The sequence below is a fragment of the Agrobacterium pusense genome, assembly GCF_900102105.1.
In the GTDB taxonomy this organism is placed as follows: domain Bacteria; phylum Pseudomonadota; class Alphaproteobacteria; order Rhizobiales; family Rhizobiaceae; genus Agrobacterium; species Agrobacterium pusense.
Genome location: NZ_FNBB01000001.1, coordinates 888,748 through 913,562, shown reverse-complemented (window position 1 = coordinate 913,562; position 24,815 = coordinate 888,748). Strand labels below are relative to the sequence as shown.

Sequence of the window (24,815 nt, the reverse complement as noted above, 5' to 3'; positions counted from 1 at the left end):
TTGCCGAATGCGCTGGACGCGGGGTGGAGCAGCCCGGTAGCTCGTCAGGCTCATAACCTGAAGGCCGCAGGTTCAAATCCTGCCCCCGCAACCAAAATTACGAAGAAAGCCAACAAGAAAGCCCTCTCCCAAAAGAGGGCTTTCTTGCGTTTCGGGCATAGCATAACACTAGCACAAATCCGCCCCCGAGCACGCGCGGCAAGTGGATGCACCCAAACACAGTCGAGCACTCCGAAAACAACCCGGCTTCACAAAGTCCCGGATGCGACCGTGGCCCGAAGCCGTGCAATCTGAAGCCATACAGGAAGCCGCTCGTTCCAAGGGTCCCTCCGGGGAGGCCAGACCGGATGGCTTGTGATGTTGGCGTGCCTCAAGCGGTTTCTGTACGCCAACGCCTGACGCAGCTTCTGTCTCTGTGGCCAATTCCACATTCGGGATTGCCATGGAACCGAAACTGGCGATGATGCGCCATCCTCCAGACACAGAAGAAGAAGCCGTGAACGACGATCCGTTGCAAATCCTCAAGACCGTTTACGGCTATGACAGCTTCCGTGGGCGACAGGCGGAAATCATTCGGCATGTCACGTCCGGAAACAACGCCTTCGTGCTGATGCCGACGGGTGGTGGAAAGTCACTGTGTTACCAGATTCCGGCGCTCGCCCGCAAAGGCATGGGGCTGATCGTCTCGCCGCTGATCGCGTTGATGGTCGATCAGGTGGCGGCGCTTCGGCAGGCCGGCGTGCGGGCCGAGGCACTCAACTCCGACCTTTCGCCAGAAGAGCGGCGTGCGCTCTGGCAGGCCATGCGCTCCGGAAATGTCGATATTCTCTATGCTGCGCCGGAAACCCTTCTCAAACCGGAGGTTCTGGAGGCACTTCAATCCATTGATCTGTCGCTGATCGCTGTCGACGAGGCTCACTGCCTTTCGCAATGGGGGCACGACTTCCGTCCGCCCTATCGCCAACTCGATCTGCTTATCGAGCGTTTTCCGAATACGCCGCGCATGGCGCTGACGGCAACAGCCGACGAACCTACCCGCGCCGAAATCCTCGGCCATCTGGATATCAAAGCGGACGATGCCTTCATCGCGGGTTTCGATCGTCCCAATATCCGCTACGCGATCATGGAAAAGGATAATCCCCGCGCTCAACTCAGACGTTTTCTGAAAGACCGGGAAGACCAAAGCGGCATCGTTTACTGCCTGTCGAAACGCAAGGTCGAGGAAACGGCCGCCTGGCTGCGCGAAGAAGGACGTGACGCACTGCCTTATCATGCAGGCATGGACAAAGCCGCGCGGGAGGAGAACCAGACCCGTTTCCAGCACGGCGAAGCCGTCATCATCGTCGCGACGGTTGCCTTCGGCATGGGCATCGACAAACCGGACGTACGTTTTGTCGTCCATATTGATCTGCCCGGCAGCATTGAAGCCTATTATCAGGAGACCGGCCGCGCAGGCCGTGATGGTCTCCCGTCCGACGTGCTCATGCTCTACGGTTATGAAGACATTGCGTTGCGTAATCGTTTCATCGAGGAATCGGACGCGGCGGATCAGCGCAAACATATGGAGCGGCAAAAGCTGGACGCGCTGCTCGGTCTTGCGGAGACGGCAAGCTGCCGCAGGCAGATATTGCTTTCCTATTTCGGCGACAGATGCGAGCCGTGCGGCAATTGCGATACATGCGCGGAGCCGCCGGATCTGTTCGACGGCGCCATAGCCGCACAAAAACTGCTTTCCTGTATTTACCGTACCGGAGAAAGATTCGGACAAGCCTATGTCATCCGCGTCCTGCTGGGCCTCGAAGACGAAAGGATTTCCCGATTCGGGCATGATCGCATAACCACTTATGGCATCGGTAAGGAGCACGACAATCGCACCTGGCGCGCCATTCTTCGCCAGCTGGTCGCGTTGCGACTGATTGATGTCGATTTGTCCGGACATGGCGGATTGTCCATTTCCGCCGACGGGAGGCAGTTCCTGCGTGAAAAACCGTCGCTGATGCTGAGAATACCATCTGCGCCCCGTGCAGCCCGGCAGCAGGCGCCGCGAAACGCCGCATCTGCCGCCCTGCCAGACGCTGACCGCGGCCTCTTCGAGGTTCTGCGCGCAAAACGCATGGAAATCGCCCGCGCACAGAACGTTCCGCCTTATGTGATTTTTCACGATAAGACGCTCATCGAGCTTGCCGCCGCAAAACCTGTCTCCGTGAAGGATATGGCGCAGATTCCAGGCGTGGGGGATACCAAACTGGAACGTTACGGTCCGGCCTTTCTTGAGGCGATCATGCAGCATGCCGCCAGCGACTGACCGGCCGACACCCAGAGGAAATCCCGTCGGAATAAGTCACATGAGCCGGGTCAGCCGGTCGTGTCTTTAAACAGAACGTTCTGATCGATGAGGTAGCGAGAAAACAAGGGCAGGCTGGCGCCACCGATTGCACGCGCCTGGCTGCCGACGGCGCCTTCGACGATCTCCGGCAGCGTGACGCCCTGAAGATCGTGGCGTTTGAGCGCCTCCCGGGTGGCGGCGACGATCCTTGTCCTGACCCAGTCCGGAAAGCCGCCATCAATGATGACGCTGGAAAAATCGATGATGGATGCTGCGGCGATGACAGCCTGGGCTAGGGCTGCCGCAGTTTTTCCGATCCAGCTTTCCAGCGGCTCGCCAAAATCGATCCATTCGTCGGGCGAGAACCAGAGGGGTCGCGGATCGATGCCCCTTTCGCGCAGCATGTTCTCAAGAACGAAGATGGATGCGATTTTGAGGAGCTGAACGGTATTACCATCCTCCCCTTGGACGGGCAGTGGGCCGATTGCGCCTGCGGTACCGGTCTTTCCGGAAAACAGCGCTGAATTCAGGACCACGCCGCCGCCTATGAAGGAGCCGATAAAGACGTAGAGAAAATCGGTATAGTTCTGGCCGGCGCCAAATACCAGTTCAGCACCGCAGGCGCTGGTTGCGTCATTCTGCAGGAACACCGGGTAGCTGACGTTTTCGGCGATGCCCGCCCGAATATCGACATCCCGCCACCGTTCCATCTCAATCTGCGGCGCCCCGACCTCCTGCGCCCAGTTCCAGAGTTCGAACGGGGCGGCGATACCCACACCGGCTATTTTCTGCCGTTCTGCGGGGGAAAGCTTCGATTCCAGTTCCGCCATACCCTCGATCACGAAGGGTAATATCCATTCCGGTAGCGGATAGGGGTAGGTCCTGCGGAGCTTGAGCCTGATGTGGCCGACAAAATCCATCAACACCAGATCGACGCTGCGCCGGCCGATCTTGACGCCGAAGGAGAACACGGCGTCGGGATTGAGGCGCATTGGGGTCGATGGTTGGCCGACCCTGCCGCGCAGCCTTTCGCCGCGAATGAGAAGCCCGTCCTTTTCGAGTGAGCGCATGATAACCGAAACGGTCTGCGCGGAGAGACCGCAAAGTCTGGCAATTTCGGCTTTTGACAACCCGCCATGGCGGCGAACGAGGGAGAGCACAAGCCGCTCGTTATAAGCGCGCACACCGATCTGGTTGGCGCCACCGCTCATATCCATGGTAGTGGGCGGCGCTTGCTGCGCCGTCTCGACAGATTGTCTCATAATGTCATCCTCCCGCCTTCCATATCTGCCGCGGCCGATACAGCTGGCTTTATGGCAATCTTGCTATCGCAACGTAAACGTCATTGGCGATATTCCTCCATGCCGGGCCCCAGAATGCCACACAGAATTAATAATTCAATCGGATTTATTTATTGACAGCCGTTTCCTTTGGTGGTTCCATCGGAGCTAACGATCATTGTTCTCGGAGGAGACGAGATCGTCGGGTAGCCGAATAGGTGCTCAAATATCCATTGGGAGGATCTCATGAAGACCACTGTTTCCGCTCTTCTGGGCGCGCTTGCGCTTGGCGTTTCTTTCGCTTCCGCCGCTTCCGCCGCCGACACATCTGTTTGCCTCATCACCAAGACCGACACCAATCCTTTCTTCGTCAAGATGAAGGAAGGCGCGACTGCCAAGGCCAAGGAGCTTGGTGTGACGCTGAAATCCTACGCAGGCAAGATCGACGGCGATTCCGAAAGCCAGGTCGCAGCGATCGAGACCTGCATCGCCGATGGCGCCAAAGGTATTCTGATCACAGCATCGGATACCAAAGGCATCGTTCCGGCCGTGCAGAAGGCACGTGATGCGGGGCTTCTGGTCATTGCCCTCGACACGCCTCTGGAGCCTGTCGATGCCGCTGATTCCACCTTTGCCACCGACAATCTTCTGGCTGGCGAGCTGATCGGTAAGTGGGCCGCCGGCACGCTGGGCGACAAGGCCAAGGACGCAAAAATCGCCTTCCTCAACCTCACCCCTTCCCAGCCGACTGTGGATGTGCTGCGCAACCAGGGCTTCATGAAGGGCTTTGGCATTGATGTGAAGGACATCAACAAGATCGGTGACGAGAACGACCCGCGTATCGTCGGCCACGATGTCACCAATGGCAACGAGGAAGGCGGCCGTGCGGCGATGGAGAATCTGCTGCAGAAGGACCCGACCATCAATGTCGTCCACACCATCAACGAACCTGCGGCTGCCGGCGCTTATGAGGCGCTGAAGGCCGTCGGCCGTGAAAAGGACGTGCTGATCGTTTCCGTCGATGGCGGTTGCCCGGGCGTCAAGAACGTCGCGGAGGGCGTTATCGGCGCGACCTCGCAGCAATATCCGCTGCTGATGGCGGCGCTTGGCGTCGAAGCCGTCAAGAAGTTTGCGGACACGGGTGAAAAGCCGAAGCCGACAGCAGGCAAGAACTTTGTCGACACCGGCGTGACGCTGGTAACCGACAAGCCGGTCAAGGGCCTCGACTCGATCGATACGAAGGAAGGTCTCAACAAATGCTGGGGCTGATGCCTCACCGTTGAAACCCGCGGGGGCATTCGTGCCCCCGCCCTTGGGCCAGAATGAATATCAGGCACGATCCGGGGGATCGGACAAAGGAACAAACGAGCGCGTTGCGCGCCCTTCGGGGATGACAAAGGCCGCTTCAACACTTTGAAATCTACGCATCACTCTCTTTGGAGATAGACCTCGGTGTCAGGGCGGATGCGATGGAGCGATCGGGAGGAAAATCCATGAGCGATCAGCCGGTGCGGGCTCAGCCGCATAGTGAATTTGAAAAAGTGCTCTCCGGAAGTTCGACGCAGGTCGCCGCTTTCGATACGCACGACAAGAGCGCGCTGGAAAAATTCCAGCACTTTCTCCATTCCAGCCCGGCAGCCGTGCCGCTTATCGTTCTGGTGCTGTCGCTGATTATTTTCGGCCTGCTCCTCGGCGGCAAGTTTTTCTCGGCCTTTTCGCTGACCCTCATCCTGCAGCAGGTCGCGATCGTCGGCATCGTCGGCGCGGCACAGTCGCTGGTCATCCTGACGGCGGGCATCGACCTTTCGGTCGGCGCGATCATGGTTCTGTCCTCGGTCGTCATGGGGCAGTTCACTTTCCGTTACGGTCTGCCAGCGGAGCTCTCCATTCTCTGTGGTCTCGCCGTTGGCGCATTTTGCGGCTTCATAAACGGCGTTCTGGTTTCGCGCATGCGCCTGCCGCCTTTTATCGTCACGCTTGGCATGTGGCAGATCGTGCTCGCGACCAACTTCCTCTATTCCGCAAATGAGACGATCCGGGCTCAGGACATTGCCCAGCAGGCACCGATCCTGCAATTTTTCGGCGCCAATCTTCGTATAGGCAATGCGGTCTTCACCTACGGCGTCATCGCCATGGTTCTGCTTGTTGCTCTGCTCTGGTATGTCCTGAACCGCACCGCCTGGGGCCGCCATCTTTATGCCGTGGGTGACGATCCGGATGCCGCAGAGCTCGCCGGTGTCAACGTCAAACGTATGCTGACCACTGTTTACACCCTGTCAGGCCTCATCTGCGCCTTTGCCGGTTGGGCTCTCATCGGCCGCATCGGGTCGGTTTCGCCGACTGCTGGCCAATTCGCCAATATCGAATCCATCACGGCGGTGGTTATCGGCGGTTTATCACTGTTCGGTGGACGCGGCTCCATCATGGGCATGATCTTCGGCGCCCTGATCGTCGGCGTCTTTTCGCTCGGCCTCAGGCTTATCGGGACAGACCCGCAATGGACCTATCTGTTGATCGGCGTCCTCATCATCTTGGCTGTCGCAATCGACCAGTGGATCAGAAAGGTAGCAGGCTGATGACAAAAGAACCCATTCTCACAGCACGCAATCTCGTTAAGCGCTATGGCCGTGTGACCGCCCTGGATCACGCCGATTTCGATCTCTACCCGGGCGAAATCCTGGCCGTGATCGGCGACAACGGCGCCGGAAAATCCTCTCTCATCAAGGCGATTTCAGGCGCGGTTACGCCCGATGAGGGGGAAATCCGGCTGGAGGGCCAGCCTGTGCAGTTCCGTTCGCCGATTGAGGCGCGCAAGGCGGGTATTGAGACCGTCTATCAAAACCTGGCCTTGTCTCCTGCACTTTCCATAGCCGACAATATGTTTCTTGGCCGGGAAATCCGTAAGCCCGGCATACAGGGCAGCCTTTTCCGCGCGCTGGATCGTCCGGCAATGGAAAAATTCGCCCGCGAAAAACTGTCGGAACTCGGCCTGATGACGATCCAGAACATCAATCAGGCGGTGGAAACCCTCTCGGGCGGTCAGCGCCAGGGCGTCGCGGTGGCACGTGCAGCCGCCTTCGGTTCCAAGGTCGTGATCCTCGACGAACCGACTGCCGCGCTTGGGGTAAAGGAAAGCCGCCGTGTCCTGGAACTTATTCTCGACGTGCGTTCCCGCGGCCTGCCGATCGTTCTGATCTCGCATAACATGCCGCATGTTTTCGAGGTTGCCGACCGCATCCATATCCATCGGCTTGGCAAGCGCCTGTGCGTCATCAACCCGAAGGACTATTCCATGTCGGATGCCGTCGCCTTCATGACCGGTGCCAAGGAAGCACCGAAGGAAGCGCTCGCCGCATGACGCTGAAGCTTGAGACGATCGTCGAAGAGGTTCTTCAGCGGGCAGAAGGCCACTCCCGTTTCATCGTCGCGATTGCCGGTCCCCCTGGGGCCGGCAAATCCACGTTGGCGGATGCTCTTTGCGACGCCTTGCGCGCACGGGGCGAAACGGCCGCCATTCTGCCCATGGACGGCTTCCATATGGACAATGGCATCCTCGAAGAGCGAGGACTGCTGCCAAGGAAGGGTGCGCCGGAAACATTCGATGTTCGTGGCTTCCTCGATATCGTCTCCGCCGTCCGCAAGGGCGGGCAGGAGGTACTTGTCCCGGTGTTTGATCGCTCCCGTGAAATCGCCATTGCGTCTGCCCGTGCGATTGCTCCGGAAACACGCTTCATCCTCGCCGAGGGCAATTATCTGCTGCTGAACGAAGCGCCCTGGACAAACCTTTCCGGAAGCTTTGATCTCACTATCTTCGTGGGTCCGTCCGTCGCGGTGCTGGAAGAGAGGCTGCGAAACAGATGGCTGGGTTATGGTCTCGATGCAGCTCAGATCCACGCCAAGCTTTTCGCAAACGATCTTCCCAACGGGAAAAGGGTGATCGAAAACGCCCGTCCCGCCGATATCCACATCGATATCTGGGAATAGATTAAGATCTTCATCTCCCGCGCGGTGTGTCCGCCCGCTGTTAAGTCATTGTTGACCATGTGTTGAATCTTTTTGATCCACAGGGCGGGGCTTTTGTGTGTCTATTTATTGACGAGAAAATTTCCTCATATACTATATGTGGTGTTCGAGGTTCTTCCGATTCGCAAGGATTGGGAGCTAAGACGGGAATTCGGTGCGTGACGCCATCGTGGTGAAGCAAGGCCGAAACTGCCCCCGCAACTGTAAGCGGCGAGCATCGTTCCGATTTGAGTCACTGGAGCTGAGCGCTCCGGGAAGGCCGGAATAGATGCTGTGACCCGCAAGTCAGGAGACCTGCCTTGAGCGCAAACGTCCACGGGCGGGGTGTCCGGAGGAAGGTGTAGACGCAGATGATTTGCGTGCGCCCTTTTCTGCCCCCTCCAGAACAAGCTTCGGGGTGAAGTCATGCCAGTGCATATTTTTGAGTTGCTACGCTCGTCTGCGTAGGGAGTGATTTTCTGCGGCTTTCAGCAGTTCCAGGAGAACCGGTCGGATTTCCCGAGGAAACTCCGAGAGAGCACGCCCCACCTGAATGACAAAACCACTGCCGCCCGATTGCGATTGCAATCGGCAACGCTTTGCCGCGTCCAAAATAGCTTCGAAAGGGAAATTATGACCATCACCGTTTACAGCAAACCCGCCTGCGTCCAGTGCACCGCCACCTATCGCGCGCTCGACCGCATAGGCGTTCCCTATGAGATCGTCGACATTTCAGAAGATGCTGACGCTCTCGATCATGTCCGTGGTCTCGGTTACATGCAGGTTCCGGTGGTGGTTGCCGGTGAACGCCATTGGGCGGGGTTCCGGCCGGACATGATCGGCTCGATCGGCTGAGGCGGCAGGCGATGGGTCTGATCGTCTATTATTCCAGTCGTTCCGAAAACACCCATCGTTTCCTTCTGAAACTGGGGCGGCGGTTGCTTCGCCTGCCGCTCGGCGCTGAGGATGACGTGCCTCAGGTGTCGGAACCCTATGTGCTCGTCACGCCCACCTATGGCGGCGGCGGCACCAAGGGTGCCGTGCCGAAGCCGGTCATCCGGTTTTTAAACGAGCCCTCCAACCGCAATCTCATTCGCGGCGTCATCGCGGCGGGAAACACCAATTTTGGCGCAGCTTTCGCATCCGCCGGAGATATCGTCTCGCGCAAATGCGCAGTGCCGTTTCTCTATCGCTTCGAGCTTCTCGGCACTGAGGAGGATGTCGCCAACGTCAAACATGGATTGGAACGATTTTGGACACGCTGACCGCTAGCGCGCTGCGCAAGGACACCAAACAGCCAACAGCCGCAAGCCAGACGCCGCTCGATGCAGGCCTGGACTACCACGCGCTGAACGCGATGTTGAACCTTTATGACGAGAACGGAAAAATCCAGCTCGACAAGGATCGTCTTGCTGCCCGTCAATATTTCCTCCAGCACGTCAACCAGAACACGGTGTTTTTCCATAACCTCAGGGAAAAGCTGGATTATCTGGTAGCGGAGGGCTACTACGAACAGGAGGTGCTGGACCAGTATTCCTTCAATTTCGTTCGTGACCTCTATGACGAGGCCTATGCCCGAAAATTCCGCTTTCCGACCTTCCTCGGTGCGTTCAAATATTACACCTCCTACACGCTGAAGACCTTCGACGGAAAACGTTATCTGGAGCGTTACGAGGATCGCGTCTGCATGGTGGCGCTTTCCCTTGCGCGCGGTGATGAGCAGCTGGCACGCAATCTGGTCGACGAGATCATTTCCGGCCGCTTCCAGCCGGCGACACCGACGTTCCTGAACGCGGGCAAGAAGAGCCGCGGCGAGCTGGTCTCCTGTTTCCTGCTGCGCGTGGAAGACAATATGGAAAGCATCGGCCGCTCCATCAATTCGGCGCTGCAGCTCTCCAAGCGCGGTGGCGGCGTTGCCCTTTCACTGACCAATATTCGCGAGGCTGGCGCGCCGATCAAACAGATCGAAAACCAGTCCTCCGGTGTCATACCCGTGATGAAGCTGCTGGAAGATTCGTTTTCCTATGCCAACCAGCTCGGCGCCCGCCAGGGTGCGGGTGCTGTCTATCTGCATGCCCACCATCCCGACATCATGCGTTTCCTCGATACCAAGCGTGAAAACGCCGACGAAAAAATCCGCATCAAGACCCTGTCGCTCGGCGTCGTCATCCCCGACATCACCTTCGAGCTCGCCCGTAACAACGAGGATATGTATCTGTTCTCTCCCTATGATGTGGAGCGGGTCTACGGCGTGCCCTTCACCGAAATCTCGGTGACGGAAAAATACCACGAGATGGTCGCCGACAGCCGCATCCGCAAGAAGAAGATCAAGGCGCGCGAATTCTTCCAGGTGATCGCCGAAATCCAGTTCGAGAGCGGTTATCCCTACATCATGTTTGAGGATACGGTGAACCGCGCCAATCCGATTGCCGGTCGCATCAGCATGAGCAATCTCTGCTCGGAAATCCTGCAGGTCAGCGAAGCGAGCGCGTTCAACGCCGATCTCTCCTATAGTCACATGGGCAAGGATATTTCCTGCAATCTCGGTTCATTGAATATCGCCGCGGCAATGGATTCGGCCGATTTCGGGAAGACCATTGAAACCTCCATCAGGGCACTGACGGCGGTGTCGGACATGAGCCACATCTCCTCCGTTCCGTCTGTTGAAAAGGGAAATGACGAAAGCCATGCCATCGGGCTCGGTCAGATGAACCTGCACGGTTATCTGGCGCGCGAGCGCATCTTTTATGGCTCGGAGGAAGGCATAGATTTCACCAACATCTATTTCTACACCGTGACGTATCACGCGATCCGCGCCAGCAACCGGCTGGCGGTGGAAAGAGGCCAGAGCTTCAAGGGCTTTAAAAACTCCAAATATGCCTCGGGCGAATATTTCGACAAATATACCGACCGGGAATGGTTGCCTGCGACGGAGAAAGTCCGCGACTTGTTCGAAAAGGCCGGTATCGCCATTCCGACCCAGGAAGACTGGAAGATCTTGAAGCAGGAGGTCATGGCATCAGGCCTCTATAACCAGAACCTGCAGGCAGTGCCGCCGACAGGCTCGATCTCCTATATCAACCACTCCACATCATCCATTCATCCGATCGTTTCGAAGATTGAAATCCGTAAAGAGGGAAAGATTGGTCGCGTTTATTACCCGGCTTCTTATCTCTCGAACGACAATCTCGAATATTACCAGGATGCCTATGAGATTGGCCCTGAAAAGATCATTGATACCTACGCGGCGGCTACCCAGCATGTCGATCAGGGCCTGTCTCTGACGCTGTTCTTCCGTGATACGGCCACGACCCGCGACATCAACCGGGCACAGATTTATGCCTGGAAGAAGGGCATCAAGACCATCTACTACATCCGTTTGCGCCAGATGGCGCTGGAAGGCACGCAGGTTCAGGGCTGCGTTTCCTGCACGCTCTGATTTGAGGGACAAGACAATGAACATCGCCGTAAAACCTGTGTCCCGCATCCGCGCGGTCAACTGGAACCGCATCGAGGACGACAAGGACCTGGAAGTCTGGAACCGCCTGACCTCGAATTTCTGGCTGCCGGAAAAGGTGCCGCTTTCCAACGACATCCCCTCCTGGGGAACACTGAGGCCCGAGGAGCAGAAACTGACGATCCGTGTCTTCACCGGCCTGACATTGCTGGACACAATCCAGAACGGCGTCGGCGCGGTGCGCCTGATGGCGGATTCGGCAACACCGCATGAGGAGGCGGTACTCTCGAATATCTCATTCATGGAGGCGGTGCATGCCCGTTCCTATTCATCGATCTTCTCAACGCTGTGCCTCACGCCTGACGTCGATGATGCCTATCGCTGGTCGGAGGAAAACGAGTTCCTGCAGCGCAAATCCGCACTCATCATGCGGGAATATGACAGCGGTGATCCGCTGAAGAAAAAGATCGCCAGCGTGTTTCTGGAAAGCTTCCTGTTCTATTCCGGCTTCTACCTGCCGATGTTCTGGTCAAGCCGCGCCAAGCTTACCAACACGGCGGACCTGATCCGCCTGATCATCCGCGACGAGGCCGTGCACGGCTATTATATCGGCTACAAGTTCCAAAGGGCGATAGACCGCCTTAATGAAAACGAAAGGCAGGAGATCAAGGATTTCGCCTTCGACCTGCTTCTTGAGCTTTACGATAACGAGGCAAAATATACCGAGGACCTCTATGACGGCGTCGGCCTGACCGAGGACGTCAAGCAGTTCCTGCATTACAATGCAAACAAGGCTCTGATGAACCTGGGTTACGAGGCACTGTTTCCCGCCGAGGCTTGCCGGGTCAATCCGGCGATCCTTTCAGCGCTCTCGCCCAATGCAGATGAGAACCACGACTTCTTCTCCGGCTCCGGCTCGTCCTACGTCATCGGCAAGGCGGTCGCGACCGAGGACGAAGACTGGGACTTCTGAAACCTTTGGGTAACCCGCAGTATTTTTACTGCGGGTTCACCACCTGGCTGGCAAGCCGGAAGGGGCTCGATACGGTCGCGCCGATAGCATCGAACACGAAAGCGCCCGCACGGCCGATGCCGTTTTGTCCATTGCCGTTGCGGCTTGCCTCCAGCTGCGGCACGAGTGACGCCAAAGCAGCATAGCGGTCGTGGTTGAGCGGGTCAGACGCCTTCAGCTTGGAAATATCCACGAACTGAACGCCCTCCTTGAGGGCGGCGTCCTGCACCTTCGGATCCGTGACGTCAAGTGCGCCGATCCGCGTGACGTCTGCGCCCAGTATGGAGGAGGCTTTCAGGGCGCGGTCGTCCTTGGAAACCAGAACGGTGAGCGGCGGGTTGAGCCGGCCAACCACCTCGATCTGTTTGCGGAAGACATCGGCATCGATGTCGGGCGCGGCAAGAACCACCTGCAGCTTGGCAATAACGTCGCTTCGCCCCTCGAAACGCAATTGGCGTAGCGCTTCCATGACCAGCCAGCCGCCCATGCTATGGCCGAAAACGACAATGTTCTTGCGTGGAGAACGGCGTGTGAGGTCTGTCAGCAGATTGGCGAGTGCGTCACGGGAGTAGGTCGCCGATTCCTTGTCGGCGACGTAGCCGGCGACATTCGCCTGCGAGGGCCAGGAAAATACCAGCGGCACGCCATCCAGATTGGCATCGGCTGCCATCTGCGCTGCCCGGAAAAGCGCTTCCTGATAGCTGTAATTATAGCCATGCACGAAAAGCGCGATCTGCTTGCCGGAGCGGGTGATATCTCCGAGGTCATCGTTAAAACGAGCCTTGCTCAACATCTGCGCCTGCGTGACGACAAAATCCTTCTTCGCGTCGGGTTTGCCGGTCGACCACTCAATTTTTCCACTCTTGTGGGTGGGCGGTATCGAAATGTCGAAGCGGGCATAATTCGGTTCGGCCGCTCTGAGCGCACTGAAGCCCTTTTTGGCCTCCTCGCTTTTTTCGCGCGTGCTTGCCACATAGGCGGTCACGATTTTGGCATCCTTCGCCCTGGTGTCGACCGCTTGCAGCACGTCCGCTCCCGGCCGTCCGGCGCAGGAGGAAAGAAGACCGAGCATGATAAAAAGAGGCAGGAGGAGACGCATGGAAGAGTTACCGGTGATAACGAACCGGCTATAAATAGCCGCCCGCTAAAAAAGTTGCCACTACTGAATAATTCGCATGGTTTCGGCGCTAGGCAATAAACATGGACAAGAGCCGCCTTGCCATCGGGGCAGCTTCGTTTTAGGCCGTAACCATGACGAACAAGGTCTCGCTTTCCCGACTGAAACTCACGGACTTCCGCAACTACGCGGCGGCATCGCTTTCCCTGGATGACCGCCATGTGGTGCTGACCGGCGACAATGGGTCCGGCAAGACCAACCTTCTGGAGGCGGTGTCGTTTCTGTCGCCCGGACGCGGACTTCGCCGCGCGGTCCTGTCCGACGTCACGCGCGTGGGTGCGGAAGCCACCGGCTTTTCTATTTTCGCAGATGTCGATGGCATGGATGGCGAGGTCGCGATCGGCACGGGGATTGAAGGCGATGGCGAGGTGGTGTCGCGCCGGCTGCGGCTGAACGGCACGGCAGTCAAATCCGTCGATGAATTGACCGACCATCTGCGTGTCCTGTGGCTCACCCCCGCCATGGACGGCCTTTTTACAGGCTCATCGTCTGACCGCCGGCGTTTCCTTGACCGACTTGTGCTTTCGCTTGATCCCGCCCATGGTCGACGCGCCAGCGATTTTGACAAAGCCATGCGTGGGCGTAACAGACTGCTTTCCGAGGGCCGTTTTGATCCGGTCTGGCTGGACGGTATCGAAAAGCAGATGGCTGAACTCGGCATCTCCATGGCGGTTGCCCGTTATGAGATGCTCGGCCTGCTCCGGAGTTTGATCGAAGGGCGGAGGGGCGATGCGGCCTTCCCCTCAGCGACGCTGTCGCTTTCCGGCTTTATGGATGATGGCCTGAACCGTCCCGCCGTCGATCTGGAAGACGAATATGGCTTGATGCTGCGTGAAGGTCGCTACCGGGACGCCGCCGCCGGGCGCACGCTTGATGGGCCGCACCGTGTCGATCTCTTCGTGCGGCATGCGGAAAAGGACATGGAAGCCGAACGCTGTTCGACGGGGGAGCAGAAGGCGCTGCTGGTGGGGCTGGTGCTCGCGCATGCGCAGCTGACCGCCAACATGACGGGTTACGCACCGGTTCTGCTGCTGGACGAGATTGCCGCTCATCTGGACGAGGGCAGGCGGGCGGCCCTGTTCGATCTCATCCACGCGCTGGGGGGACAGAGTTTCATGACTGGAACGGATGCGGCCATGTTCTCCGCCCTTGGCGAGCGGGCACAATTCTTCAATGTATCCCACGGGAGCATCACCGTATGAAGGCAAAGAGAGGGAGTGCGACATGGACCCGCTGAGCCCGGAAGAAATAGAACGCTACAAACGCCATATCCTGCTGCCGGAAATCGGCGGTGCAGGCCAGCAACGGCTGAAGGCCGCGCGCGTGCTGGTCATCGGGGCGGGTGGTCTCGGTGCGCCCGTGCTCCATTATCTCGCCGCCGCCGGCGTCGGCACACTCGGCATGATCGACGATGATGTCGTGTCTCTCTCCAACCTTCAGCGCCAGGTGATCCACGATAGCGGGACGATTGGCGAGCAGAAGACGGAAAGTGCCCGAAAGGCCATCGCCCGCCTTAACCCTCATGTGCGTACAATCGTGTATGAAGACCGCTTTTCGCAGGTCTGGGCGCATGATCATTTGCAATCCTTCGATCTCCTGATTGACGGATCGGACAATTTCGACACGCGATATTCCGCAGCGGACGCGGGGGAAACGGCAAAAAGGCCGCTGGTGACGGGCGCCGTTGGCCGGTTTGATGGCTCTGTGACGGTGCTGAAGCCCTATGAAACAAATGCCGAAGGCACGTTGCTGCCCGGCTATCGTGACCTGTTTCCCGAGCCGCCGCCGCAGGGGCTCATCCCGAATTGTGCGGAAACAGGGATTGTCGGCGCGCTGACCGGCGTTATCGGCACGCTGATGGCCATGGAGGCGATCAAGCTTATTACCGGTGCCGGCGAACCGCTGATTGGCCGTCTGCTCCTCTATGACGCATTGTCGGCGCGTTTCGAAACAGTGCGATACAAGCGGCGTCAAGGGACAAAGAAAACATGATGGAAATCAAAAGAATTGGCGACGACTTCGACCGCTGGCATGAATTGCTGGCGCTTATCATGACGTCCTTCGCTTACATGGATGGCGTCATCGACCCACCATCTTCAGCCCATCGCCTGACGCCTGAAAATCTTGCCGAAAAGGCAAGGGCGGAGATTGCTTTCGTGGTTTTGGACGGGAATGACCTGCTGGGCTGCCTTTTCTGCAGGCCGGAGCCGCCATCCTGTCTTTACGTCGGCAAATTGTGCGTTTCCCCGAAAGCGCAGGGAAAGGGCATCGGTAAAATGTTGCTGGCGCAAGCCGAGGCCCTGGCCCGTGAACTGGCGCTGCCGGCGCTACGGCTGGAAACCCGGATTGAGCTTGTCGCCAATCATGTAAAGTTCGGGGCTTGGGGTTTCGTCAAGACGGCAGAAAATGCCCATGCGGGATATGATCGCACGACCTCGATCGAGATGACCAAGATCCTCGGCTGAAGCGACTCCCCCCGGCGCGATTGACAAGAACCGGGAGGTCCGATCTTCGGGCCTCTATTTCAGTTTCGCCCGGGCAACACCCGGTTCGGCGGGCGGTGACCATCGAACAGCGTGCGGATATTGATGATGACCTTGTCACCCATCTCGATGCGGCCTTCGATTGTCGCTGAACCCATATGTGGAAGCAGCACCACCTTGCCTTCCTTGGCAAGCTTGATGAGCTTGGGATTCACCGCAGGCTCGTTCTCGTAGACATCCAGTCCAGCGCCGGCGATCTTGCCCTCGCGCAGGCACTGGATCATCGCTGCCTCATCGATGATGTCGCCGCGCGCGGTATTGACGATGTAGCTCGTCGGCTGCATCAGCGCGAGCCGCCGGGCGGAAATCAGGTGATAGGTCGCGGGCGTCGAAGGGCAGTTGACCGAAACGATGTCCACCCGCGCCAGCATCTGGTCGAGACTGTCCCAATAGGTCGCTTCGAGCTCCGCCTCCGTCGCCGGATTGACGCGTTTGCGGTTGTGATAGTGAATGGAAAGCCCGAAAGCCTTGGCGCGCCGCGCCACCGCCGTGCCGATGCGGCCCATCCCGACAATACCGATACGCTTGCCGGAAATGCGCCGTCCCAGCATCCAGGTTGGTGACCAGCCGAGCCACTCATCCGCGCCATTGGCAAGCACGCGGGTGCCCTCGATCATGCGGCGCGGTACGGCCAGCACCAGCGCCATGGTGATATCGGCGCTGTCCTCGGTCAGCACGTTGGGCGTGTTCGTCACGGTGATGCCCTTGCGGGCCGCGGCGTCCACATCCACATGGTCGATGCCGTTGGAGAAACTCGCGATCAGCTTCAGCTGCGGTCCAGCCTGCTCGATCATCGAGGCGGTAATGCGATCGGTGACCGTTGGCACCAGCACGTCCACCCGCTGCATGGCGGCGACCAGTTCTTCCTCGCTGCGCGGGGTGTCATCGATATTGAGTTCTGCGTCGAAAAGTTCGCGCATTCGGGTTTCGACGACATCAGGCAATTTGCGGGTGATATAGACTGTCGGTCTCTTCTTGGGGGTCATCGTTTGCCGCTGCCTTGTTCAGAAGTCATTAACCAGAAAGAGCGATAATTTCTTTCAATCAGGGCGTTTCTACCAGACCCACCGGCGAAGACAAACAAAACTCGCTGAAGCTTGAGGCATGTGGAAACGAGCCTCCTTAAATATCATCCGGTTTGCAGAAGGCGGGAAACGGAAATGGGCATGCGCAGTGTGGTTTCTATTGTTTGCATTGCATTGTCTTTGGGCCTCCTCGGTGCGGCAACCGACGCCATGGCGCAGGGCGCCGCGAAAGGCGCCAGCGGCCTGCCGCTGCCGCGTTTCGTCAGCCTGAAATCCAAACGCGTGAACATGCGCATCGGTCCGAGCACGGATTACGCCGTGTCGTGGATGTATCTGAAATCCGGGATGCCGGTCGAGATCATCCAGGAATATGAAAACTGGCGGCGCATCCGTGATGCCGATGGGACGGAAGGCTGGGTCAACCAGGCCCTTCTCTCCGGTGAGCGCACGGCCGTCGCTGCCCCATGGATGCGCGGCAAGGGCAAGGAAGTCTATGTCAACATGCGTCGCGAGGCGCAGTCCGGCGCAGCCGTCGTGGCACGGCTTGAGCCGGGCGTGGTCTTCAGGATCGGCGAATGCAATGGGGACTGGTGTCGCGCCGAGGCCGGTCAGGCCTCGGGCTGGGTTTCGCAGGGCGAAATCTGGGGTGCTTACCCGGGTGAAGCCTTTAAATAAGGCCGTGCTTCTCGCCAAGCGCCTTCAGCGATGACATGGGACGAGGCCCGACCTGCTGAATGACAGCGGCAGCCGCAAGGCAGCCAAGCTTGCCGCAATCTTCGAGCGACCGGTCCTGCGTATAACCAAACAGGAAGCCGGCGGCGAAAAGATCGCCCGCACCCGTCGTGTCGACCACGTCATGCACCGGATAGGCATCCACCTTCACGCGTTCCGTGCCGCGCATGATAACCGCGCCTTCTTCGCTCATCGTCACCGCCGCGATCTTGCAGTCGGCGGCGATCCTGGTCAGCGCAAGCTCGAAGTCGTCGGTTTCATAAAGGGAAAGCGCTTCCTGCTTGTTGGCGAAAACGATATCCACTGTGCCGGAGCGCATCAGATCGAGAAACTCCTCACGGTAACGGCCGACGCAGAAACTGTCGGAAAGCGTCATGGAAACTTCGCGGCCGTTTTCATGAGCAATGCGGGCGCATTCGCGGATCGCATCCTTGGCGCGCGGCGGATCCCACAGATAACCCTCGAAATAGGTGACCTTGGTCTGCGCCACCACGTCGTCTTCCACATCCTCAGGGCCCAGATCGACGCAGGCGCCGAGATAGGTGTTCATCGAACGCTCGCCATCTTCAGTCACGAAGATCATCGAACGGGCCGTTGGCGGGAAGGTGCCTTGCGGCTTGGTTTCGAAATAAACGCCCTGAGCGCGGATGTCGTGCTGGAAGATTTCGCCGAGCTGGTCTTCCGCCACCTTGCCGAAATAGGCAGCCTTGCCGCCGAAATTCGCCACACCCGCCGCCGTATTGCCAGCGCTGCCGCCGGAGGCTTCGAGAGCCGGCCCCATCAGCGAATAAAGCAGCTCTGCCCGTTCTGCGTCTATGAGGTTCATCGCCCCTTTGGTAATGGCATTGTCGTTGAGAAAGCGGTCATCGCAGCGGGAAATGATGTCGACGATGGCATTGCCGACAGTCAGTACGTCAAATTTCGTCATTGGCCCTATCCGGTTCGCACGGGGTGTGCGTCTTTTTTCAAAGGTCTTAAACATTTCTGGCGGCAAGAAAAGCCTAAAGCGGAAATATGCGGTTCTGCGCGAAAGAAGAAAACGCGTCATTTGCCTGTAATATGGTTAAGCTATCTCTGCGACCAGAGCAGAGGTGTGTGAATGCGTACCGAAGTGGAAGACATGAGGTCTTCTGGCTCAACCGTTATCTCCGCCACGGATGTACTGGCGGCATATAACGGACATAAAAGGCGGGGGAGACCCCGCTTTTTCTTTTTGGCAGACGTCACCATCGCATGGGCCGGACGCCCGCCCGGTAGACGTGGTGGGAAGGCTGCCCAGCCTTCCATGCCGCGATTAAAACCGGAACATGAAGCGTTTTCGCGATTCCATTCCGGCCGAAAAGGCTCTAAAGCGGAGTATCCTCCCGCAAAAGCCGCGAAAGCTTTCCCTCCATGTCTGCCGTTGCCGCGAATGTCGCCCCGATTTTCATTCTCATCCTGATCGGCTGGTTGACCGTGAGAGCTGGCCTCTTCCGGGCAGACGCAGGAGAGATCTTGAGCGACTTCGTCTTCAAGATCGCCGTGCCGACCTTGATTTTCCGCACCCTTGCGGAAGCGAATTTCCACGGTGCCTCGCCGTTCCGGCTCTGGCTCACTTATTTTGCTGGCGTGGCCGTCACCTGGACAGTCGGGCATATCGTCACCCGCCATGTGTTCAAGCAGGATGTCCGCATCGCCGTCATTGCCGGCATCTCCTCGGCCTTTGCGAATAATATCTTCATTGGCCTGCCTCTTGTCGGTCGCTCCGTGGGCGACGAAGGGCTGGTTGCCCTTTCCATCCTGCTCGCCATCCACCTGCCGGTCATGATGATCGCCGGCACGATCCTGATGGAAAATGCAACGCACAAGGCAATCGGTGGAGAAAAGCGCAGCACGGCCGCGGTCTTCAAGCAGGTCGGCAGAAATCTCGTCACCAATCCTCTTGTGATTGGCCTCGTCATAGGGCTTTCGACCAATGTTTCCGGTCTGGCGCTGACGCCTGTCCTGAAAACAGTGGTGGATCAGATCGCCTCCATGGCAGGACCCGCAGCCCTGATTTCGCTGGGCATGGCGCTGACGAAATACACCATCCGCGGCAATATGGGCATTGCCGTCACCATGACTTTTTTTAAACTGCTGCTCCTGCCAGCCTGTGTCTGGGCCATGGGCCACGTACTTGGGCTAAGCCGTGAATGGACGGCGGCGCTTGTCCTCACCTCGTCGGTGCCAACGGGCGTGAATGCCTGGCTCATCGCCAACCGTTTCGGCATCGGCCACAGCGTTGCGGCCTCAACCATCAGCATATCCACGGCGACCGGTGTCCTTTCCGTGTCGCTATGGGCCTGGCTATTGAGCTGATTTTCTTACTTCTGCGCGCTCAGAATCTTGAAGCGGGCATTTCGGCATACTTCCGTGCTGGTGCGGAATTCTGCTGCCAGCACCGGCTCATAGGGCAGCCCGCGATTGGCGACCATCAGCAACTTGCCACCGCTGCGCAGCGCCCCGGCCGCGGCCTTGATGAAGGCCTGACCCAGCGCCGGCTCCGCCGCCTGTCCACTTGAATGGAAAGGCGGGTTCATGATGATGAGGTCGTATTTCTCCTTCGGCGGCTCGTTTGCCAGATCCTGCCAGAAGAAACGCGCCGTCAGGCGAGGGTTGTTTTCGAGAAGATTGGTCTTGGCGAATTCGAGCGCATTCCAATCCGCTTCGAACAGATCGATACGGGCCGTGCGCGGCGATTTTTCCGCCAGCATGATGGAGAGATAACCCCAGCCGGCGCCGAAATCGGCAGCATTGCCGTCGAAATCGGTCGGCAGGCGCGATGCGAGCAGTTCCGAACCATCATCCACGCGGTCATGCGAGAACATGCCGGGCAGGGCGGTGAAGCGGCCTTCCACCGTCACGGGCTTCTGAGCAAGTTTCGACACGACGGCAGAGATATCGTCCGGCCGTTTGAACCACAGGGCGACGCCGTGATATTTCGGCGTCGAGTCCACCTCGATGCCGAGCTTTGTCAGCGTCTTACGCAGCGTCAGAATACCGTCTTCCTTCGATCCGGCTGCGACGATCAGGCCGCCGGCCTTCACCCGGGAAAGCGCTTCAGCGACACGGTTTTCATTTTCGCCGCGGTGTTTGCCGCAAAGCAGCAGCGCCGCATCGTAATCTTCGCCCGAAATATCCGGAGTGACCTTTGCGCCCTGAGCTTCAAGAGCGCGATAGAGCGGCCGAAGATGCTGAACCGCGACGATCTCCGCGTCGAAACCGTCGAGCCGCGGACCCGCCTCCGCTCCCAGAAAAAGAACGCGTTCGCCGTTTTTCGGCATGGCAAGCATGTCAGAGGCAAAGGGATGGAAAAGGGTTTTTACGGCGTCACGGCTCATGGGAGCATCCTCACGGTAGAATAGAAAAAAGGCGCGGGCAAAACCCGCGCCTCGACAGGATTTGGTGGCGCGGCCTTATTCGGCAGCGGCTTCACCGTCTTCCTTCTTCTTGTCGGCAACGATTTCCTTGCCGCTTTCCTGGTCGACAACCTTCATGGACAGGCGAACCTTGCCACGCTCGTCAAAGCCCATCAGCTTGACCCAGACCTTGTCGCCTTCCTTGACGACGTCGGAGGTCTTGGCAACACGCTCGGAAGCGAGCTGCGAGATGTGGACGAGGCCGTCACGGGCGCCGAAGAAGTTGACGAAAGCGCCGAAGTCGGCGGTCTTGACAACCGTGCCTTCATAGATGGCGCCGACTTCCGGTTCCGCAACGATGGAGTGAATCCACTTGCGAGCCGCTTCGATTTCCTTGCCGGAAGAAGAAGCGATCTTGACGGTGCCGTCGTCTTCGATGTTGATCTTCGCGCCGGTCTTTTCGACGATTTCGCGAATGACCTTGCCGCCGGAGCCGATGACTTCACGGATCTTGTCGACCGGGATGTTCATCACTTCGATGCGCGGCGCAAATTCGCCGAGCTGACCGCGGCTCTCGGTGATGGCGTTGGCCATTTCGCCGAGAATGTGCTTGCGGCCACCCTGTGCCTGCTCCAGAGCGATCTTCATGATCTCTTCGGTGATACCGGCGATCTTGATGTCCATCTGCAGCGAGGTGATGCCGTCAGCCGTACCTGCGACCTTGAAGTCCATGTCGCCGAGGTGGTCTTCGTCACCGAGGATGTCGGAGAGAACCGCGAAACGGTCGCCTTCGAGGATGAGGCCCATGGCGATACCGGCAACCGGCTTGGCAAGCGGAACGCCTGCGTCCATCAGCGCCAGCGAGGTGCCGCAAACCGTTGCCATCGACGAGGAGCCGTTGGATTCGGTGATTTCGGAAACGACGCGCAGCGTGTAGGGGAACTGTTCGGCAGTCGGCAGCATCGGACGTATAGCGCGCCATGCGAGCTTGCCGTGGCCGATTTCACGACGGCCCGGAGAGCCCATGCGGCCTGTTTCACCGACCGAGTAGGGCGGGAAGTTGTAATGCAGCAGGAAGCGTTCCTTGTACATGCCGGTGAGGCTGTCGACATACTGCTCGTCTTCGCCGGTGCCGAGGGTCGCAACAACGATCGCCTGGGTTTCACCGCGGGTGAAGAGCGCCGAACCGTGCGTGCGCGGCAGAATGCCGACTTCGGAAACGATCGGGCGAACGGTCGACAGGTCGCGGCCGTCGATGCGGCTCTTGGTGTCGAGAACGTTCCAGCGAACAATCTTGGCCTGAAGGTGCTTGAAGACAGCGCCGATTTCTTCCGGCGTGTACTTGGCTTCGCCTTCTTCCGGCAGGAAGTGCGACTTTACCTTAGCCTTGACGGCGTCGACGGCGGCGTAACGGGCGGCCTTTTCGGTGATCTTGTAAGCGTCGCGCAGTTCAGCTTCGGCGAGTGCCAGCATCTCGTTTTCGAGAGCGGAAAAATCTTCCGGTTCAAATTCGCGCGGTTCCTTGGCGGCAACTTCGGCGAGCTTGATGATCGCATCGATAACGGGCTGGAAACCGCGGTGACCGAACATGACCGCGCCGAGCATGACGTCTTCGTTGAGTTCCTTGGCTTCCGATTCCACCATCAGAACCGCGTCCTGCGTTCCAGCAACGACGAGGTCCAGAACCGACTCATCCATCTCGTCGAGATGCGGGTTCAAAACATATTCGCCGTTGATGTAGCCAACGCGCGCGCCGCCGACCGGGCCCATGAAGGGAACGCCGGAAAGCGTGAGCGCCGCGGATGTGGCGATCATGGAGAGGATGTCAGGATTGTTTTCCAGGTCGTGCTGGATAACGGTGACGACAACCTGGGTGTCGTTCTTGTAGCCTTCAGGGAAGAGCGGACGGATCGGGCGGTCGATCAGGCGCGAGACCAGCGTTTCGTTTTCGCTCGGACGGCCTTCACGCTTGAAGTAACCACCGGGGATCTTGCCGGCTGCGTAGGTCTTTTCCTGATAGTTGACGGTGAGCGGGAAGAAATCCTGACCCGGCTTCGGAGACTTAGCGGAAACCACAGTCGCGAGAACCATGGTCTCGCCGTAGGTTGCGATGACGGCGCCATCAGCCTGACGGGCAACCTTGCCGGTCTCGAGCTTCAGCGGGCGGCCTGCCCATTCGATTTCCACGGAGTGTTGATTGAACATATCTTGTCCTTGGTTGTGGCTGCCCGCTCGGTCATCGTGACCGGCCGTGGCAGCGCTGTGACTCAATCACGGGCAAGACAGCGGGAGGCTTGGACGGGCAAGCATCCGGCAATCCTGCCCCATGACAGGTCTGCGGTTGAAAAAGGCGGCACCGGCCCATCCGGTTCACCCTTATCGCCCGGGGGCCACATCTGCGGCAAACGCCCGGAAAATCATGCGGCCTGTAGGGCCGGAATTAAAAACCGGCGGGCATCGTTGAGAAGCCCGCCGGAAACCTTATTAGCGGCGAATGCCGAGAGCACCGATCAGCTTGGTGTAACGGGCTTCGTCCTTCTTCTTCAGATAGTCGAGAAGCGAACGACGGCTCGAAACCAGGGTCAGAAGGCCACGACGCGAGTGGTTGTCCTTCTTGTGATCCTTGAAGTGACCGGTCAGGTTGTTGATCCGCTCGGTAAGGATTGCGACCTGAACTTCCGGCGAACCGGTGTCGCCTTCCTTCGTTGCATATTCCTTGATGAGGGCGGCTTTACGCTCTGCAGTAATCGACATCGGACGATCCTTTCAGTTTTAAGGAAAACGGGACGCCTAGAGCCGGGATGTCGTCCAGCTCTGGCCATGAAAAGCGAAGGCAAAGCCCAAGCTGGCGCTGCCTATAAACTATTCCGGGTGCAATGGAAAGAGGCGATTGACAGCGCTCCGCCACGCGTCAGCAAACGCGTGACGGTCCGACTCAGCCGAAAACCCTCTTCGGGCGAAACTCGCCTTCGCCGATTTCGCCAATGGCGACCAGCTTGCCATGTGCCGTAGCGTAGGCTTCCGGATGGCTGGCCGGCGCATCGCGCCCGCGCAGCAGGATAGGGTTGCCCATCTTCAGCCGGTGCGCCTGGTCGTCGTTGATAATAAGGCGGGGAAGGGCGGAAAGCGCTTCGGCCGTGTCGATCAGATAGGCGTCCAGCGCTTCCAGCCGCTCGTCGCGGTCTTCAACGGCTTCCAGCGCGGTGAGCGTTTCGAGCGGCACCATCATGTCTTCGCCGAATGGAGCGACCATGGTGCGGCGCAGTTCCGAGATATGGCCGAAACAGCCGAGATCGCGGCCCATGTCACGCGCAAGCGCCCGCACATAGGTGCCTTTGCCACATTCCACTTCGAAATGGGCCGTATCGGCATCCGGGCAGGCCAGCAACGTCAAGCGATGGATTTCCACCTCGCGTGCGGGAATTTCTACGGTCTCGCCGTCACGTGCCAGATCATAAGCGCGTTCACCGGCGATCTTGATAGCGGAGAATTGCGGCGGGGTCTGCATGATCACCCCGGTATAATTGGGCAGAAGATCGCGGATCGCCTGCTCGTCCGGGCGCTGATCGGAAGATTCGACCACTTCGCCTTCCAGATCGTCGGTCGTGCGCTGCTCGCCCCAGGTCACTGTGAATTCGTAGATTTTCCGGCCGTCCATGACGTAAGGCACGGTCTTGGTGGCGTCACCAAGCGCGATCGGCAACATGCCGGAGGCCAGCGGATCAAGCGTGCCGGCATGGCCTGCCTTCTGGGCATTGAACAGCCACTTGATCTTGGAGACGGCCTCGGTAGAGCCGAAATCGAGCGGCTTGTCGAGGATCAGCCAACCGGAAATCGGACGGCCCTTGGGTTTGCGGTTCTGCTGTTTGCGTGGTTTGGACATG

The 24,815-nt window shown here is 58.7% G+C and carries 22 protein-coding genes, 1 tRNA gene and 1 riboswitch; of the genes, 15 read left to right on the top strand and 8 right to left on the bottom strand.

What is annotated here, in order from left to right; translation table 11 throughout:
- Positions 1–17 precede the first annotated feature (17 nt).
- Both BLU28_RS04585 and recQ read left to right on the top strand, forming a co-directional pair.
- Positions 18–94: transfer RNA gene (locus tag BLU28_RS04585), tRNA-Met, on the top strand.
- 402 nt (positions 95–496) lie between these two features.
- A complete protein-coding gene (recQ, locus tag BLU28_RS04580) occupies positions 497–2,305 on the top strand; it encodes a DNA helicase RecQ (RefSeq protein ID WP_077986799.1) in 1,809 nt (602 codons plus the stop codon).
- A 50-nt stretch (positions 2,306–2,355) separates the two neighbouring features.
- Here the strand turns inward: recQ and BLU28_RS04575 are convergent, their stop codons facing one another.
- Complete coding sequence (locus tag BLU28_RS04575) at positions 2,356–3,588, bottom strand: ROK family transcriptional regulator (RefSeq protein WP_004439004.1); 1,233 nt, start codon at positions 3,586–3,588, stop codon at positions 2,356–2,358.
- A 264-nt stretch (positions 3,589–3,852) separates the two neighbouring features.
- Between BLU28_RS04575 and BLU28_RS04570 the strand changes: the two genes are divergently transcribed.
- The 8 genes from BLU28_RS04570 to nrdF all read left to right on the top strand — a co-directional run bounded on the left by BLU28_RS04570 (position 3,853) and on the right by nrdF (position 12,038).
- Positions 3,853–4,875, top strand: a complete 1,023-nt coding sequence (locus BLU28_RS04570; RefSeq protein WP_004439006.1) for a sugar ABC transporter substrate-binding protein — start codon at positions 3,853–3,855, stop codon at positions 4,873–4,875.
- Positions 4,876–5,099: 224 nt separating this feature from the next.
- Positions 5,100–6,182 carry an ABC transporter permease gene (locus tag BLU28_RS04565; protein ID WP_077986507.1) on the top strand — a complete coding sequence of 361 codons (1,083 nt, stop codon included), beginning with the start codon at positions 5,100–5,102 and terminating at the stop codon, positions 6,180–6,182.
- On the top strand, positions 6,182–6,964 hold the full coding sequence (locus tag BLU28_RS04560) for an ATP-binding cassette domain-containing protein (RefSeq protein ID WP_077986508.1): 783 nt from the start codon (positions 6,182–6,184) through the stop codon (positions 6,962–6,964). The genes BLU28_RS04565 and BLU28_RS04560 overlap by 1 nt, the downstream gene beginning before the upstream one ends.
- Positions 6,961–7,590 carry a nucleoside triphosphate hydrolase gene (locus BLU28_RS04555; RefSeq protein WP_022555336.1) on the top strand — a complete coding sequence of 210 codons (630 nt, stop codon included), beginning with the start codon at positions 6,961–6,963 and terminating at the stop codon, positions 7,588–7,590. The genes BLU28_RS04560 and BLU28_RS04555 overlap by 4 nt, the downstream gene beginning before the upstream one ends.
- Before the next feature lie 131 nt (positions 7,591–7,721).
- A riboswitch (cobalamin riboswitch) is annotated at positions 7,722–7,945 on the top strand.
- Between the two features lie 296 nt (positions 7,946–8,241).
- Positions 8,242–8,463: a glutaredoxin-like protein NrdH gene (gene nrdH / locus BLU28_RS04550; protein WP_004439013.1), complete on the top strand. Its 222-nt coding sequence runs from the start codon at positions 8,242–8,244 to the stop codon at positions 8,461–8,463.
- Positions 8,464–8,474: 11 nt separating this feature from the next.
- Positions 8,475–8,873 carry a class Ib ribonucleoside-diphosphate reductase assembly flavoprotein NrdI gene (gene nrdI / locus BLU28_RS04545; protein WP_004439016.1) on the top strand — a complete coding sequence of 133 codons (399 nt, stop codon included), beginning with the start codon at positions 8,475–8,477 and terminating at the stop codon, positions 8,871–8,873.
- Positions 8,861–11,047, top strand: a complete 2,187-nt coding sequence (gene nrdE, locus BLU28_RS04540) for a class 1b ribonucleoside-diphosphate reductase subunit alpha (RefSeq protein WP_077986509.1) — start codon at positions 8,861–8,863, stop codon at positions 11,045–11,047. The genes nrdI and nrdE overlap by 13 nt, the downstream gene beginning before the upstream one ends.
- 16 nt (positions 11,048–11,063) lie before the next feature.
- Positions 11,064–12,038 carry a class 1b ribonucleoside-diphosphate reductase subunit beta gene (gene nrdF, locus BLU28_RS04535; protein ID WP_035211739.1) on the top strand — a complete coding sequence of 325 codons (975 nt, stop codon included), beginning with the start codon at positions 11,064–11,066 and terminating at the stop codon, positions 12,036–12,038.
- A gap of 25 nt (positions 12,039–12,063) precedes the next feature.
- On the opposite strand, the gene BLU28_RS04530 is transcribed toward nrdF, so the two are convergent.
- Positions 12,064–13,176, bottom strand: a complete 1,113-nt coding sequence (locus BLU28_RS04530) for an alpha/beta hydrolase (RefSeq protein WP_022555341.1) — start codon at positions 13,174–13,176, stop codon at positions 12,064–12,066.
- Between the two features lie 152 nt (positions 13,177–13,328).
- Between BLU28_RS04530 and recF the strand changes: the two genes are divergently transcribed.
- The 3 genes from recF to BLU28_RS04515 are packed head-to-tail and all read left to right on the top strand — an operon-like array spanning position 13,329 to position 15,719.
- On the top strand, positions 13,329–14,456 hold the full coding sequence (gene recF / locus BLU28_RS04525; protein WP_077986510.1) for a DNA replication/repair protein RecF: 1,128 nt from the start codon (positions 13,329–13,331) through the stop codon (positions 14,454–14,456).
- Positions 14,457–14,478: 22 nt separating this feature from the next.
- Entirely contained in the window at positions 14,479–15,246 is a 768-nt protein-coding gene (locus BLU28_RS04520) for a molybdopterin-synthase adenylyltransferase MoeB (RefSeq protein WP_077986511.1), read from the top strand.
- Entirely contained in the window at positions 15,243–15,719 is a 477-nt protein-coding gene (locus tag BLU28_RS04515; protein WP_042936634.1) for a GNAT family N-acetyltransferase, read from the top strand. Before BLU28_RS04520 ends, BLU28_RS04515 begins: the two co-directional genes overlap by 4 nt.
- Positions 15,720–15,778: 59 nt before the next feature.
- On the opposite strand, the gene BLU28_RS04510 is transcribed toward BLU28_RS04515, so the two are convergent.
- Positions 15,779–16,783, bottom strand: a complete 1,005-nt coding sequence (locus tag BLU28_RS04510) for a 2-hydroxyacid dehydrogenase (protein ID WP_077986512.1) — start codon at positions 16,781–16,783, stop codon at positions 15,779–15,781.
- Positions 16,784–16,963: 180 nt separating this feature from the next.
- Here BLU28_RS04510 and BLU28_RS04505 point away from each other — a divergent pair, with 180 nt between their 5' ends.
- The gene (locus BLU28_RS04505) at positions 16,964–17,497 is read left to right on the top strand and encodes an SH3 domain-containing protein (protein ID WP_034496360.1); all 534 of its coding nucleotides are present in this window, start codon (positions 16,964–16,966) and stop codon (positions 17,495–17,497) included.
- Here the strand turns inward: BLU28_RS04505 and BLU28_RS04500 are convergent.
- Positions 17,490–18,482 carry an adenosine kinase gene (locus tag BLU28_RS04500; RefSeq protein ID WP_045533177.1) on the bottom strand — a complete coding sequence of 331 codons (993 nt, stop codon included), beginning with the start codon at positions 18,480–18,482 and terminating at the stop codon, positions 17,490–17,492. The two genes, BLU28_RS04505 and BLU28_RS04500, sit on opposite strands and share 8 nt — an antisense overlap.
- A 464-nt stretch (positions 18,483–18,946) precedes the next feature.
- On the opposite strand from BLU28_RS04500, the gene BLU28_RS04495 reads away from it, so the two are divergent.
- Positions 18,947–19,891 (top strand): AEC family transporter, encoded by a 945-nt coding sequence (locus BLU28_RS04495; RefSeq protein ID WP_004439041.1) that lies wholly within the window; start codon positions 18,947–18,949, stop codon positions 19,889–19,891.
- A 5-nt stretch (positions 19,892–19,896) separates the two neighbouring features.
- Here BLU28_RS04495 and BLU28_RS04490 read toward each other — a convergent pair whose 3' ends face one another.
- From BLU28_RS04490 to truB, 4 genes are all read right to left on the bottom strand, one after another.
- Positions 19,897–20,913, bottom strand: a complete 1,017-nt coding sequence (locus tag BLU28_RS04490; protein WP_077986513.1) for a class I SAM-dependent methyltransferase — start codon at positions 20,911–20,913, stop codon at positions 19,897–19,899.
- Between the two features lie 75 nt (positions 20,914–20,988).
- Positions 20,989–23,136 (bottom strand): polyribonucleotide nucleotidyltransferase, encoded by a 2,148-nt coding sequence (gene pnp / locus BLU28_RS04485; RefSeq protein ID WP_077986515.1) that lies wholly within the window; start codon positions 23,134–23,136, stop codon positions 20,989–20,991.
- A gap of 279 nt (positions 23,137–23,415) precedes the next feature.
- The gene (rpsO, locus tag BLU28_RS04480) at positions 23,416–23,685 is read right to left on the bottom strand and encodes a 30S ribosomal protein S15 (RefSeq protein ID WP_004439050.1); all 270 of its coding nucleotides are present in this window, start codon (positions 23,683–23,685) and stop codon (positions 23,416–23,418) included.
- A gap of 181 nt (positions 23,686–23,866) precedes the next feature.
- On the bottom strand, positions 23,867–24,814 hold the full coding sequence (gene truB / locus BLU28_RS04475) for a tRNA pseudouridine(55) synthase TruB (RefSeq protein WP_004439053.1): 948 nt from the start codon (positions 24,812–24,814) through the stop codon (positions 23,867–23,869).
- Position 24,815 lies beyond the last annotated feature (1 nt).

Coding starts and splice junctions, on each gene's coding strand:
- nrdH (WP_004439013.1), top strand. CDS start 8,242: ATGACCATCACCGTTTACAGCAAACCCGCCTGCGTCCAGTGCACCGCC.
- BLU28_RS04530 (WP_022555341.1), bottom strand. CDS start 13,176: ATGCGTCTCCTCCTGCCTCTTTTTATCATGCTCGGTCTTCTTTCCTCC.
- BLU28_RS04490 (WP_077986513.1), bottom strand. CDS start 20,913: ATGAGCCGTGACGCCGTAAAAACCCTTTTCCATCCCTTTGCCTCTGAC.
- BLU28_RS04575 (WP_004439004.1), bottom strand. CDS start 3,588: ATGAGACAATCTGTCGAGACGGCGCAGCAAGCGCCGCCCACTACCATG.
- recF (WP_077986510.1), top strand. CDS start 13,329: ATGACGAACAAGGTCTCGCTTTCCCGACTGAAACTCACGGACTTCCGC.
- BLU28_RS04515 (WP_042936634.1), top strand. CDS start 15,243: ATGATGGAAATCAAAAGAATTGGCGACGACTTCGACCGCTGGCATGAA.
- BLU28_RS04555 (WP_022555336.1), top strand. CDS start 6,961: ATGACGCTGAAGCTTGAGACGATCGTCGAAGAGGTTCTTCAGCGGGCA.
- pnp (WP_077986515.1), bottom strand. CDS start 23,136: ATGTTCAATCAACACTCCGTGGAAATCGAATGGGCAGGCCGCCCGCTG.
- BLU28_RS04495 (WP_004439041.1), top strand. CDS start 18,947: ATGTCTGCCGTTGCCGCGAATGTCGCCCCGATTTTCATTCTCATCCTG.
- nrdF (WP_035211739.1), top strand. CDS start 11,064: ATGAACATCGCCGTAAAACCTGTGTCCCGCATCCGCGCGGTCAACTGG.
- rpsO (WP_004439050.1), bottom strand. CDS start 23,685: ATGTCGATTACTGCAGAGCGTAAAGCCGCCCTCATCAAGGAATATGCA.
- BLU28_RS04505 (WP_034496360.1), top strand. CDS start 16,964: ATGCGCAGTGTGGTTTCTATTGTTTGCATTGCATTGTCTTTGGGCCTC.
- BLU28_RS04500 (WP_045533177.1), bottom strand. CDS start 18,482: ATGACGAAATTTGACGTACTGACTGTCGGCAATGCCATCGTCGACATC.
- truB (WP_004439053.1), bottom strand. CDS start 24,814: ATGTCCAAACCACGCAAACAGCAGAACCGCAAACCCAAGGGCCGTCCG.
- BLU28_RS04565 (WP_077986507.1), top strand. CDS start 5,100: ATGAGCGATCAGCCGGTGCGGGCTCAGCCGCATAGTGAATTTGAAAAA.
- BLU28_RS04510 (WP_077986512.1), bottom strand. CDS start 16,783: ATGACCCCCAAGAAGAGACCGACAGTCTATATCACCCGCAAATTGCCT.
- BLU28_RS04560 (WP_077986508.1), top strand. CDS start 6,182: ATGACAAAAGAACCCATTCTCACAGCACGCAATCTCGTTAAGCGCTAT.
- BLU28_RS04520 (WP_077986511.1), top strand. CDS start 14,479: ATGGACCCGCTGAGCCCGGAAGAAATAGAACGCTACAAACGCCATATC.
- nrdI (WP_004439016.1), top strand. CDS start 8,475: ATGGGTCTGATCGTCTATTATTCCAGTCGTTCCGAAAACACCCATCGT.
- BLU28_RS04570 (WP_004439006.1), top strand. CDS start 3,853: ATGAAGACCACTGTTTCCGCTCTTCTGGGCGCGCTTGCGCTTGGCGTT.